Origin of the sequence: Candidatus Sulfidibacterium hydrothermale (assembly GCF_020149915.1) — a bacterium.
GTDB classification, from domain to species: domain Bacteria; phylum Bacteroidota; class Bacteroidia; order Bacteroidales; family F082; genus Sulfidibacterium; species Sulfidibacterium hydrothermale.
Genome location: NZ_CP083760.1, coordinates 2,530,284 through 2,543,554, shown reverse-complemented (window position 1 = coordinate 2,543,554; position 13,271 = coordinate 2,530,284). Strand labels below are relative to the sequence as shown.

7 protein-coding genes are annotated in these 13,271 nt (G+C 43.0%); 1 reads left to right on the top strand and 6 read right to left on the bottom strand.

What is annotated here, in order from left to right; genetic code table 11:
• Window positions 1–172 precede the first annotated feature (172 nt).
• The 4 genes from LA303_RS10405 to LA303_RS10390 all read right to left on the bottom strand — a co-directional run bounded on the left by LA303_RS10405 (window position 173) and on the right by LA303_RS10390 (window position 6,089).
• Window positions 173–1,435: a sugar MFS transporter gene (locus LA303_RS10405; RefSeq protein ID WP_240525319.1), complete on the bottom strand. Its 1,263-nt coding sequence runs from the start codon at window positions 1,433–1,435 to the stop codon at window positions 173–175.
• A gap of 12 nt (window positions 1,436–1,447) precedes the next feature.
• Window positions 1,448–2,311, bottom strand: a complete 864-nt coding sequence (locus tag LA303_RS10400; RefSeq protein WP_240525317.1) for an ROK family protein — start codon at window positions 2,309–2,311, stop codon at window positions 1,448–1,450.
• A 37-nt stretch (window positions 2,312–2,348) separates the two neighbouring features.
• Entirely contained in the window at window positions 2,349–4,661 is a 2,313-nt protein-coding gene (locus LA303_RS10395) for a glucosamine-6-phosphate isomerase (RefSeq protein WP_394371585.1), read from the bottom strand.
• 204 nt (window positions 4,662–4,865) lie between these two features.
• Window positions 4,866–6,089: an ROK family transcriptional regulator gene (locus LA303_RS10390; protein WP_240525313.1), complete on the bottom strand. Its 1,224-nt coding sequence runs from the start codon at window positions 6,087–6,089 to the stop codon at window positions 4,866–4,868.
• A gap of 252 nt (window positions 6,090–6,341) precedes the next feature.
• On the opposite strand from LA303_RS10390, the gene LA303_RS10385 reads away from it, so the two are divergent.
• Entirely contained in the window at window positions 6,342–8,078 is a 1,737-nt protein-coding gene (locus tag LA303_RS10385; RefSeq protein WP_240525312.1) for a sugar-binding protein, read from the top strand.
• 356 nt (window positions 8,079–8,434) lie between these two features.
• On the opposite strand, the gene LA303_RS10380 is transcribed toward LA303_RS10385, so the two are convergent.
• On the bottom strand, window positions 8,435–10,138 hold the full coding sequence (locus tag LA303_RS10380) for a SusD/RagB family nutrient-binding outer membrane lipoprotein (RefSeq protein WP_240525310.1): 1,704 nt from the start codon (window positions 10,136–10,138) through the stop codon (window positions 8,435–8,437).
• A gap of 18 nt (window positions 10,139–10,156) precedes the next feature.
• Window positions 10,157–13,249 carry a SusC/RagA family TonB-linked outer membrane protein gene (locus LA303_RS10375; RefSeq protein WP_240525308.1) on the bottom strand — a complete coding sequence of 1,031 codons (3,093 nt, stop codon included), beginning with the start codon at window positions 13,247–13,249 and terminating at the stop codon, window positions 10,157–10,159.
• Window positions 13,250–13,271 lie beyond the last annotated feature (22 nt).

The following is a 13,271-nucleotide window of genomic DNA, read 5'->3' as shown; positions in this document are numbered from 1 at the left end:
ATTTTCTGATTATTTTTCAGGATAAAATTAGGACAAACCCCATTAACTTACAACTAGTTGTAAGGAAATAACAAATTTCTGTCTAAGTGTTAAAAAAGAAAAATACAGGTAAAAAACTGCTTTTTTACCTAAAGAAGAACGAACCGGTTTTCTTTCAAAAAAATTTCGGTTTTTATTTTACCCGTTTCCCAATTTTATAGGCGTAAGTAGCAAAGTAAAAGATAACAAGATAACAAACCACCAAAATAGCATAAGCGTGAGTGGGACCTATAGCCGGTAAGCCGGAAAGATATCCGTAAAACAAAGGAATTAATGCACCACCGGCGATAGCCATAACCAAAATAGCAGATGCCAGCTTGGTAAATTTTCCAAGGCCGTCAATGGCAAGAGGCCAGATTGCCGGCCACATGATCGAGTTGGCAAATCCCAGGGCTGCAATGGAGAGGATGGAAACATATCCTTTTGTGAAAACAGCTACAATGGTGAAAAAGATACCCAGGAGAGCAAAATATTTTAGTGCTTTTTGCTGGGAAATATATTTCGGAATACTGATAATTCCCACCAGATATCCTACCAGCATGGCAATGAGTGTAAATGATGAGAAGAATTTGGCAACTTTGATGTCGAAACCTAAAGCCAGCCCATATTTAATTTGTCCGTCCACCGACAGAACTTCTGCTCCTACATAAAAGAAAAGGGCCAACACACCATACCAAAAATAAGGAAACTGAAAAAGGCTGTTACGTTTATGTTCATCATCGCTCACCGGTTCTTCTTTGGCTTCGATTTCCGGAAGAGTGGAAAGCAGGATCAAAGCAGCCATAATAATCAGTACAATGCCAATCACCACATAGGGTAAAATAACTTTATGGGCCAGTTTATCCAATGCCTGGGCTTTGGCAGCAGCATCCAGATGGACAATGCTTTTTTGGATTTTTCCAATACCGCTTAAGATCAAAGCGCCTAAAATAACCGGGCTCAGGATGCCGGCAAATTTGTTGGCAATTCCCATAATGCTGATCCGTTTTGCCGCACTTTCGATAGGGCCGAGAATGGTAACATAGGGATTGGCTGCTGTTTGTAAAATGGCCAGTCCGGTTCCCTGAATAAATAATCCGGTAAGGAACCAGATGTAAGTACGGGTATATGCTGCCGGTACAAAGATGAAAGCTCCCAAAGCCATAATAAACAATCCTAAGGACATTCCTTTTTTAAACCCGGTTTTTTCCAGTACCGCCGATGAAGGAATAGCCATAACAAAGTAGGAGATGTAAAAAGCAAAAGTTACCAGGTACGACTCAAAAGAAGTGAGCTCGCAGGCTGTTTGCAAATAGGGGATGAGCGTGGCATTCAACCAGGTGATAAACCCAAAAATAAAAAACAGTAATCCGATGATGATGATTGGGTCAATAGTGTATTTTCTCTTTGTTGTCATGTCGATGGGTATTTATTTGATTTTAATTAATGATGCTGCGCCGATAATGGCAATATCCGGTGCTGTAGCCGGCATAATTTGTAAATGATCAATTACATGTGCATAAGGAAACTGGTGTAAGATTTCCCACATGCCTTTCTCAAAAAGCCAGAAACTGGTGCTGACAGAACCGCCTAAAACAACAGCTTCAGGGGCAAAAGTGTGGCTGATGATGCGGATGGCGTCTCCCAGATTGTGACCAAATTTCCGAAACATTTCCAGCGCTTCTTTATCGCCGTTTACAGCTCTCTCACGGGCTTCTTTGCCCGTAATACCATATTCCCGGGTAAAGAATTGCCCGCTGCAGTAATGCTCTAATATGCTGTCTTTGTAGGGCAGGGAGCCGAATTCTCCGGCACCGGTTCCTACTCCTTCATATAGTTGTCCGTTTAAAATCAGTCCGCCTCCAAGTCCTGTTCCCAGGGTAAGACCTACCAAATGTTTGAAAGGTTGCCCGTTGTCGTGATTTTTCACGCCGAGCACAAAGCAATTGGCGTCGTTATTGATTTCTACCGGACAGTTAAAGGCTGTTTGTAATTTATCACGCAAAGCCATGCCGGAAAGTCCGGGGATGTTTTGTACATCATAAACTTTTCCGTTTTGGGTGTCCACCAATCCGGGAATTCCTGCTCCGATTCCTGCAAAGGTTTCAGCGTTCAGTTGTTTTATGGTATTTACAATGGTCTGTAAAACCTCATCTGGCCCTTTGTCTGCCGGAGTAGGAAGGGTGTGGCTTTTGACAAGCCGGTTGTCTTTTACCAGCCCTGCACTAACCTTTGTGCCGCCAATATCAACACCGATAACAGGCAGGTCGTTTTTTGTGTTGTTTTTCTGCATAAAAAGTGAACCCTTTAGAAAAATGATTTCTTTTTTATTAAAAACCTTCCATTGATTTTTCCAGTTCTCTGGCCTGGTTCAGGAATGTATCTACGTCCATTTCTTTTAAGAAAATAAGTCCGTGTGCTGCCCGAATACGTGGCGACGGATTTTCGTAAAAGAAATCTTTACCCAAAAGCAACTGGATATGTTTCATTTGTTCAATCCATATTTTTTGGGTGAGGGTACTGAACTTTCCGTCTAACATGTAACTGGGGAAAGGTGCTTCTACCTGACTCAGATAACAATCGGTAAACGCTTCATCCAGAATGGCCAGTGAGTTGAGCGAAACAGGAACAATCATGTTAATTTCTGCCGGATGAAAACGATACCAAACATTACGATAACCAATAATACGTAAATGGCTCAGGTCTTCTTCTTTTTTCCACATCCTCACCGCTTCGGCAATGGCCTGTAAAACTTTGTAATGGGTGTCCGGACCACTGCCTTCGGGGTCGAGCGCCAGGCTGATTACCGTGGGTTTGATGGCGCGGAGCTGTTCCAGAATAGGCATCACATCACGTGAGCGTTCCGGTTGCTCGGTGAAGATGTCTCCGGTGTAAAATCCCAGCCGCAGATGGTGTACATTTTCTACACGAACCCCAAAATGGGCCCAAACCAATTCTTCTTCAAACTCACGTAACATTCCTTTGAGTTTTTGAATGTCCGGCGGATTTTTTTCTCCATCGTATGAATGTTGCAGTACGTGGATGATTTTTTTAATACGTTCTCGTAGTTCATCCGTATTTTTCACCGAATAGATGTCTACAATGGCCCTTACCAGCCGGTGACTAAGTCCTCTTCTGCGTTCGATGGGCTCGCCCGAAGCTACTTTCCCAAGATAATGATACACATCTTTATCCCATTTATGCTTGTAGCCGGTTTGGTAAAAATCAGGATAATGAATCATCTGTATTTCATCCTGGTCCAGAAACATGAGGATGTCTTCTAAAGCCCGGATAATAAATTTGTTGGTAACAGCCGTGAAGCCGGATGTCATGATGCTGAAATCGAAAGTGTTGGTAGCCTGACGCAGCTGATGGGCAATGTGAGGCAAAAATCCCAGCATAATATCGTCGTGGTGAGGGCCTGTGTGATAATATCGCTGGTCTTCTTCGGGCTGCATGCCTTTGGCCAGCTTGCTTTTAATGTTACCAATGACACGCAAGACGGTTTTATCATCTAAATCGGGAATGCGGCTACAGTAAGGATCGTTTTTTAAATCGTCGAGTGTAACCCGGTTTCCGTATTTGTTAATTTTTTTCAGAAGATCCAAAACGGCTCTTTCGGTTTTTTCCTGGTTCCATTCGCCGCTGTAGTAAGCTTTAATGCTGTCTTCTAATTTAACGGCAGCTCCTTTGGTCAGATAAAAACGGGCATATTTTTGTTTTTGTAAAACGGATGCCGGATATTGATTGGATGGTGGCTTTTCCAATGCATTTTTAACCACATCGGCTTTGGCTTCGCCGGCAGCGAAAATAATAGCTACTGCATCCGGATTGTAGGTAATGGTATGCAATCCGATGGTGATGACCAGGCGGTTTTTCGATACATCAATTCCCCCCAGGTCGCCTGCGGCCACAGCTTGGGTTTCAAAGTTGGTTTCCATCAACCGGGTGGTGGAATAATGATCAGAACCTTTGATGTTGAAAGCAATATGACCATCAGGACCGATTCCGCCCAGGAAAAAGCCGATTCCGCCTTTTTTCCGGATATTTTCTTCGTACCGGGCGCACCATTCATCAATTAAAAAGATAGATTCTTTCTGGCAGCGTTCCTGTTGGGTTTTTGCCTCCCGGTAACGTAAGCTTAAATCCACTTTTAAATCAGGGAAAATTTCCTCGTACGATTTGTTGTTTGCCAAAGGAATTTTTTCGGCATTGATCAGCATGGCTTTTTTGGGGTCCAGGCCAAAACCTTTGATGTAATATTCTTTTACATAATTGTAAAAGCTGTTTTTTTGCCGTGGATTGATGGGGTAAAATTCATCAATCTGAACAAATTGTAATCCTGAAAGTTTGGGCTTGGAAGAAAATTCCAAATGATAATCTTCCAGGATCTTCTGTGTTTTTTTGTTGTTCCAGTTTTTAAGCAAGTACTGGGTCCACCGGATAAAATACTCCGGGGTTTTCCCGGTAGGCAAACTGATCACGCCGTCGGGGTTTTGATGCACCCATTCCAGAAAACGCAGGGCGGTAATAAGTCCGAGTTGCGGAAAATTATCGACCAGTACATACGGAATGCGGCTATTTTGTTTTTCGATTCCCTGTTTTTGAATGAAATACTTTTCTACAGGTGAAAATAAATCCATGTTCATTGTTTTATGTTTTTTTGAAAAACAGGGCAGCCGGGAAAGTAACCTGAAAAAATTACCGCTTATGAGTCAATAATAATGTGATAACCGGCTGCCCTGAACTACTAAAAAAGTGATCAAAAACAGATGGGGACAGTCACCTGTTTTTGATTCGAATATTTGTTTTAGATGCTAATGTTTATTTATGTTTCATATGCATATTTAATTTTCAAATACCATTTCAAGCAAACTAATAACGTTTCCCAGAAGGCTGGCATCTTCTGCCAGTTTACTCAGGGTGATTTCCAGGTCTTCGCGGATAATGGCAAAAGAATATTGTTGTAGGCCTTGATTGACAGAAGTCACAAGATATGAACCTGCTTCGGCAAGTCTCCCTGCCAGAATAATCATTTCAGGATTCAGAATCTGTACCAGCGAAGCAATTCCTTTGCCCAGGTCAAAACCCACTTTTGAAAGGATGCCAATAGCAAACTGATCACCCGAATGGGCTGCTTCGATGATTAGCCGGGGCGTGATTTTTTCGTATTTCCCCCCCGTCATTTCCCGGATAAGAGTCATTTCTCCGGCTTCTATTCCTTCGATGGCATAACGCCGCAAGGCAGCACCCGAGCTAACGGTTTCGAGACAACCGCGCATACCGCAACTGCACAATATCCCTTTTTCGTCTACCATAGGTATATGGGCAAACTCGCCGGAAAATCCCCGTGCTCCATAGTACGGTTTGCTGTTTAAAATCATTCCCATTCCTACACCCCAGCCGATTTGAATTACCAATACGTGTTTTTTCCCTACGGCTTTCCCAAACCGGAATTCCGCCAGCGCTTTGGCTTGTGCGTCGTTTTCAATAACGACGGGTTTTTTAAACAATCGGCTGAAAATATCAGCAATGGGTTCGTCAAAATTAAATAAGCTGTGATTGATTCCTTTTTCCCTTTCTACCAGCCCTGGCATATCAATGCCCACGCCAACAATGTGTTCCGGATTAATTTTTGATGCTTTTACCAGTTCGGTGGCAGCCTCATAAATGGCATTGACCGATGACATGTCATTTTGCAAAAGCAACGGAATTTCTTGTACCGGCATCACTTTTTTATTGGCACTGTCGAAAATCGTATAACGGGTAGAATGGGTTCCGATGTCAATGGATAAAACGTAAAAAGCTTTACGCCGTAGTCCGTAAAGTGTAGGACGGCGTCCGCCTTTTGATGATCCTGTGCCTGGTGATTTTACAATGTTTTCTTCAATTAGTTCGTCCAGTAATCCTTGCATGGTAGGCGTACTTACCTCAATGTAGTGGGTTATTTCCGCAATGCTCAGCGGCCCGTGCAAGTATAAAGCCCGGACAATACGCTTCTTTTGGAAATGTTTCTTTAATTCCACTCGCGTCAGTTCGCTTAAAAAATCACCATGTTCAAATAGAGGCATTCTGTTAATTATAAACACCACAAAATAAATAAAAAATTTATAAAAAGTCAACAACTTTTTATAAATTTTTAAAAAGTTTTTTACCTTTGTTCAGGAATGTTATAGGCATTCCCTTTGGCTGGTCAGTCGTTTCCCGGCATGAAAAGATATTTTTTGTTTATATCTTAACTTCTGATAATAATGAAAAACTGTTTCTTCCTTATTTTATTGTCCTGTTGGCTTTTTATTCCCCATATCCAGGGGCAAAATGTAATGGTTCCGCGAAAATACACCTGTTATTATACCGCTCAACCGGTAAAAGTGGATGGAAAACTGGATGATAAAGCCTGGCTGGACGCTCCCTGGTCAGAGAATTTTGGAGATATTGTTTCCGGAGTTTCTGCTCCGGAGCGTCAGTTTACCCGTTTTAAAATGGTGTGGGATAGTAATTATTGTTATATCGCAGCGTGTCTTTCCGAGTCGCATTTGTGGGGTACGTTGCATCGGCATGATGATACGATTTACCATGATAATGATTTTGAAGTTTTTGTGGATCCGGATGGCGACGGATTGGATTATGATGAGTTAGAGATCAATGTGTTGGGAACCGTGATGGATTTGCGAATGCCCAAGCCTTACAATCAGGGCGGAAAAGCAGATTTATCCTGGGATTTTAAAGGATTGAAATCGGCTGTTTTGGTTTATGGTACGGTGGATCATCCGGCGGATACCGATAGCCGCTGGACTGTTGAACTGGCTATTCCGTGGAAGAGTTTTACTCATGGCGGATTACCGAAAAACGGAGCCGTGTGGCGGTTTAATTTTTCAAGAGTGGAATGGCCACTTTCTGTAGAAAAAGGAACATATACAAAACAAAAAAATCAGCAAACCGGTAAAGTTTATCCGGAAAAAAACTGGACATGGTCGCCCCAGGGAGCTGTAAATATGCATATTCCACAGAAATGGGGGTATGTACGGTTTGTTCGTCGAAATCCTCCGGCTGTTGTTCCTGAATTCTGGGTTTGGTCGGTGGCGCATCGGGATTGGAATACTCAAAAATGGCAAAGCGAATTGGAGAAATTGAAAGATGTGGGTATTACCGGCTTGCTGCTTAAAGCGGATACGGCTACGTTGCACAAAGTGGCCCTTTTGGCCGTTTGTTATGGTATTCAGGTGCATGCCTGGTATATTACGATGAATAATCCAAAGGCCCCAGCTGCATGGCTATCGGTGAACGAGCAGGGAAAATCGCTGGCAGAGCAAAAAGCGTACGTGGATTATTACAAATTTATGTGTCCGGGGCTGCCTGCTGTTCGGCAATATCTAAAACAGCAAATGAGTAAGCTGATGGCTGTAAAGGGAATCAGCGGAATCCATTTTGATTATATCCGATACGTAGATGTGATTCTGCCTAAAAAACTACAACCGAAATATCATTTAAAACAAAAAGATATTATGCCGCCATTTGACTATGGCTATCATCCTTATATGCGTAGCATGTTTCGTGCAAAATACGGGAGAGATCCTTTGTCTCTTTCTGATCCCCTTCACGATACTGCCTGGCTTCATTTCCGGTTAAAAGTACTGGATTCCACGGTTATTCAGTTGAGAAATCAAATTGAAAAACAAGGATTAAAAACGAGTGCAGCAGTATTCCCCACACCTTCCATGTCGCGGCGTATGGTGCGGCAGGACTGGGACAGCTGGCATTTGAATTATTATTTCCCTATGGCTTATCATAATTATTACGGAAAAAAATATGCCTGGTTGAAAAAGGTTTCTTCTGTTGATAAAAAGGCGGTAGGAGACAGCAGTAAAGTTTTTATTGGCCTGTTTTTACCTGCGTTGAAGAAAAGTCATCAGATGACCAAAGCCATGAAAGCAGCTTTTAAAGGCGGAGCGGATGGTGTGGCTTTTTTCCGTTTAGGGGTTTTAGATGAGTCGATGTTAAAACAAATTGCTGATTTTCAGAAAAAAAGAAATCGAGCAGGGCGCAAAATGAAGGAGTGACAACCGTCCAAAACATTTCTTGTACAGACTTTTGCATAACAGTAGTTTTACTGATGATGGTTTAGCTCTATAGAGATGGTTTTATCGTTTCTATACGAAAGCTGGTTATTAACCTTAGGAAGATAATATCAAGCGTTTTCCTTCCAAAGGATTGTAATGTTGCTTCCGTTGTTCGTAAATGAAAGCTTCTGAGGAGAAGATATAGATCACGAATATCATTAAAATCAAAATGCACTTTTGGCGCATTTTAAAATACAATTGGTATAAGAAAACGGTGAAAAAAACGGATATAAAAAAACTGCGCCAACATGTGGCGCAGTTTTTTCCAAATTAATAACCTAATTTTAATTTACATTTTATTTAGCCCACCAGAGCTTGGTGCCCTGAACATCAGGACCTTGTTGAGCAATGGCTTCGCTTAGATTGTCGCCATTGTTAGCATAAGCCTGGGTTCCGTAACGCATCCGTTGCGGATAAACCCCGTTGTCATCACCCAAACCGAAGATGATCGGATCGCTGACACCCCGGGCCAGTACGGCCGGTTGTCCCGATTTACGGACATCGGACCATCCTTCAAAGCCATCAGGATAGTTAGCCAGCCACATTTGATTGGCAATTTTGGCTAACTCTTCGTCTGTGGTACCGGTTAATTGTCCGGCAGGAGAAGCCAGGAAAGCGCTAATGTCATCATCGCTAACTCCCCAGAGTTTCATGGCGTAGCGGATTCCTTCTTGATAAAACTGTTGGGCATCACCGCTTGCAATACCGCGTACAACAGCTTCTGCTCTCAGGAAGTACGATTCAGCAGTGGTCATGACCAGTTCAGGAAAGATGGGTTTTCCTTCGTTCTTTTTCTGGATGATGATTTCTGCCGGTGTGGAGAAGAAGTTATAATTTACAAAAGGTTTGATGTTTGCATTGAAACGAGAGGGTTGTCCGATATAATATTTATTAGCAGGAATACTAATTTCCACACTGTCTCCCCAGTCTTTAAAGGTCATATCGCCACCGGTAGCCGGTTCCCAAACACTGTCAACCAGATAGTGGATTCTTGTGGCGAAGTTTTCGTAGCCTTCGGGGTTGTTAGCCTCGTCGGGTCGATAGTAAACGACGGTTCCGCCCGGTGCTGGTTTAGCATACATGGGCAAACGCGGATCGTTATCTTTTGCCAGGTTGTCGATGACGGCTTTTCCTACAGTCCATTTTGAACCATAACCGCCAAAGTTGTACCAGATATCGCCGTAGCAAGCACTAGCCCACTGGGTGATTTCATTGTCTTTTGGAATTAAAGCATTATCATTTTCATCTTCTGGTAACGGCCCTTCCATGGCTTTTTTGATCACGGCATCGGCCCAGTCAGCACCCGGAGCTCCATACGCCCGGAGGGCAATCCGTAATTTCAGTGCATTGGCCAGTTTTTTCCATTGTTGCAGGTTGCCGTGGAAAATGATGTCGTTTTCACCCAGGTCGTTTACTCCGTCACCGGTAGTTTCGTTATCTCCAATGGTATCAATGGCCTGATCAAGCAGTGTGATTAAGCCCTGATAGATGGTGTTTTGATCGTCGAATTTAGGCAGCGGAATATCCGGATTTCCGGCTTCGGTAAAAGGAACCATGCCGAAGAGATCGGTAAAACGTTGGTAATACAAGGCTTTGATGATTTCGCCTACTGCATACATTTTTCCGTTCTCGAAATCTCCACCCGGACCACAAAGTTTCATGAAGTTATCGATCTGGCTGAAATAGCCTTCCATCCAACCCCAGGTGGCATCGGTATAAGAAGAAGAATATTTGTATCCTAGTTCATCGCTCCACCAGCAATAGTTGAATCCATAGGTGAAGTATCCGGCGTAACGGTCGGCATGAATCAGGTTGGCTCTCCAATAGGCGTACCGGCTCGGAGCAAAAAGTTCAAACTCCGGGTTGGTAATAAAGTAACGCGCACTTGCTTCATCTGGGGTAATTGCATTCGGATTTTGGTTGATTTTGGTGAAATCCTTGGTGCAGGCTCCCAGCACAAGCAAGAGAATAACGGGTATGATAAATTTGATTGTTTTCATTTTCAGTCGTTTTTAAAATTAGAATTTGACATATACATTAACTCCCAGACTCCTTGTGGTAGGAGGAGTAAAATACAACATGCCCTGTGCATAGTTGCTCGTACTATAGCTTGAAATAGGATCGAAATTATCCATTTCTTTATACAGGAACGCCAGGTTTCTGCCTACGAAGCCTACGGAAAGGTCTTTGATAAAGTGGTTGCCAAGAAGGGATTTAGGCAGGTGATAAATCAGTGAAACTTCACGCAGCATGATGAAAGTTTGGCTGTAAACGTAGTTGGAAGCAATGCCGGAAACAGCGCCCCAGTATTGTTCTCCGGTAATTTTAGTGGTGTTTTTGGTCCATACCGGATTATCAGGTGTTCCGCTGTTGTAAACAGCATCAAGAACTACACCATCTCTGTATTGCAGTGTGCGGTCGGTAACTCCGTGAGCATCCATCGATGCATCAGTTCCGGAATACAGGTCGCCGCCAATGCGGAAATCAAGCAATACATTTAAGGTAAAATGTTTGTATGTTATTACGTTGGTCATTCCACCTGTCCAATCAGGCTGATAATTTCCAAGATAAACTTTGTCACTGGTAGCTAATGGACGTCCTTGGGCATCTACTACGAGTTGTCCGTCAGGAGTACGTTGCCAGGTGGTTCCGTAAAGGTCGCCATAACCACCGCCTACAGTGGCTTGTACAATAATATTTCCTGAATTGTTTACACTGAAAACATAGTTGTCTACACCTTCAATAAGAGAAACTAAGGTGTTTTTGTTGTGTGCAAAGTTGGCGGAAACCATCCATTTGAAGTTTTTGTTGGAAATAGGATAACCGCCTAAAGTAAATTCAACACCTTTATTGGTCATTTCACCAACATTGCTTCTGTAATAGCTGTATCCGGTGGATGAAGATACCGGAACATCCATGATCAGGTCTTTGGATGTGATGTCGTAGTACGAGAAATCACCAAATATTTTTCCTTTAAACATTTTGAAATCGAAACCAAACTCCGTGGAGATGGTTTTTTCGGGTTTCAGATCAGGATTCATTTTTACGCTAGGACGGGTAAGCGTAGTCAGTCCTAAGTAGCCGTTTTGGCTCAGATCATAAGTAATATCCAGTTGATAAGGGCCTGTGTCGCCACCAACCTGAGCCCAGCTGCCTCTTACTTTTAACATGTCCAGAATCTTAGCATTCGGATCAATGAAGTGGTTTAATAAGGCAGATAAACTAACTGAAGGATAGAAATAGGACCAGTTGTTTTCTGGAAGGGTGGATGACCAGTCGTTTCTTCCGGTTAAGTCAAGATAGAGGAAATGGTTATAAGACAAAGATGCTGAACCATAAAGAGAGTTTACTTTTTTAATTTCTACCGGTTGGTATTGGGGTTTCAGGATTTTAGCCCCGTCTACAATGGGTTTGGTGGGAATTTTGAAATCTTCACCATAAATGCCCATATATTCATAGGTGTCCTGACGGGCATTTCCCCCAAAGTTAGCTGAAATATGGAAGTTTTTGTTGATGTCTTTGTCCAGCATGAACAGGAAATCAGCATTGGTTTCCGATGTGTTATATTTCTTGTAATTGAAACGTCCTGTTGAATAATACCAGTGTCCGTATTGGTTTACGGTATTAATTTTTTGTAACAGGAAGTCGGTACCGATACGGGCAAAAGCTGACAGCCACGGAGTAAATTGATAGCTTACTTTACCGAAGCCGATAAAACGATTCCGTACGTCTTTATTTACATCGTGATACTGAATCCAGTACGGGTTTCCGCCGCTGGTGGTGTATGTACGAACGGAATAATCAGGGTTTTGGTAGTCTTTCAGGTCGTTGATGTCCACATTTCGTGGAATGTTGTAAACATAAGCCATCAATCCTTCTGTACCCATAGAGGGACGATGGTTGGCAATTTGCACCATATAAGTGGCTTTGGCATCCACCGAAAGTTTTTTCGTCAGATGGGAGGTAACCCGTAAGTCAAAATTGTTTTTGTTCAGCGCATCGTTGGGAACAATGCCGGTAGAATGATTGTTGGTATAAGAAAAACGGAAGCTGTATTTATCACTACCACCAGTAAAAGCCAGCGTATTTACCAGTTCTGCTCCGGTTTGGAAGAAATCTTTTACGTTGTCGGGCTGAGCAACATAGGGGCGTTTTTCTCCGGTCCAGTAAAGCTGATCCGAACCGTCCATTTTGGCTCCCCAAGAACCGCTGTAGTTTTTCAATTCGTTTACATCGGTATAGGTGTTTCCATTGGAACCTTGTCCGTATTCATTTTGGTAATGAGGTAAAATCAGCGGACTGGAGAACATGGTGGAACTGTTGAACGAAACGCCCAGTCCTTTTTGTTCTTTTCCTTTTTTAGTGGTAATCAGTACTACACCATTGGAGGCACGTGAACCATACAAAGCGGCAGCATTCGGGCCTTTCAGAATGGTAATAGAAGCGATGTCATCCGGGTTGATGTCGGAAATACCAGTACCATAGTCGGTACGAAGATAGTTAGCGGTTCCTGAACCGTTAGCGCTTCCGAATCCGGAGTTGCTGATCGGAACTCCGTCAACAACATATAACGGTTGGTTGTTTCCTGTCAGGGTGTTGTTACCACGGATGATTACACGGGTACCACCGCCCGGGCCGGTAGGAGATTCGGTAATTACAGCTCCAGCCACACGTCCGGAAAGTGAATTGATAACATTGTTGGTTTTAACGGTAGCAATATCTTTACTGTCCAACTGTGTAACGGCATATCCCAAGGCTCTTTTTTTCCTTGAAATACCCAAAGCGGTTACCACAACCTGGTTTAGTGCCATGGAAGTGGGTTTCAGGGTAACATTAATGGTGGTTCTGCCGTTGATCGCCACTTCCTCGGTTTTCATCCCAACGAATGAAAAAACCAAAGTGGTAGCACTGGGTCCCACCTTTAATGAATATCGACCACTAGCATCGGTAACGGTACCGTTAGTGGTTCCTTTTACCAGAACTGTAACACCGGGAATCGGCGAGCCGTCTTCCGCACTGGTTACAGTACCCTTAATTGTTTTTGTTTGGGCAATGGCCATATTAAGACCGGCCAGAAACAAAAACATGAGCAACAATGTAACTTTTCTCATAACAAAGATTTTTAGGTGATTA

What these genes read in the sequence shown, in the direction of transcription:
- LA303_RS10385 (WP_240525312.1), top strand. Translation starts at nt 6,342, where the DNA reads ATGGTTCCGCGAAAATACACCTGTTATTATACCGCTCAACCGGTAAAA.
- LA303_RS10375 (WP_240525308.1), bottom strand. Translation starts at nt 13,249, where the DNA reads ATGAGAAAAGTTACATTGTTGCTCATGTTTTTGTTTCTGGCCGGTCTT.
- LA303_RS10400 (WP_240525317.1), bottom strand. Translation starts at nt 2,311, where the DNA reads ATGCAGAAAAACAACACAAAAAACGACCTGCCTGTTATCGGTGTTGAT.
- LA303_RS10390 (WP_240525313.1), bottom strand. Translation starts at nt 6,089, where the DNA reads ATGCCTCTATTTGAACATGGTGATTTTTTAAGCGAACTGACGCGAGTG.
- LA303_RS10405 (WP_240525319.1), bottom strand. Translation starts at nt 1,435, where the DNA reads ATGACAACAAAGAGAAAATACACTATTGACCCAATCATCATCATCGGA.
- LA303_RS10395 (WP_394371585.1), bottom strand. Translation starts at nt 4,661, where the DNA reads ATGGATTTATTTTCACCTGTAGAAAAGTATTTCATTCAAAAACAGGGA.
- LA303_RS10380 (WP_240525310.1), bottom strand. Translation starts at nt 10,138, where the DNA reads ATGAAAACAATCAAATTTATCATACCCGTTATTCTCTTGCTTGTGCTG.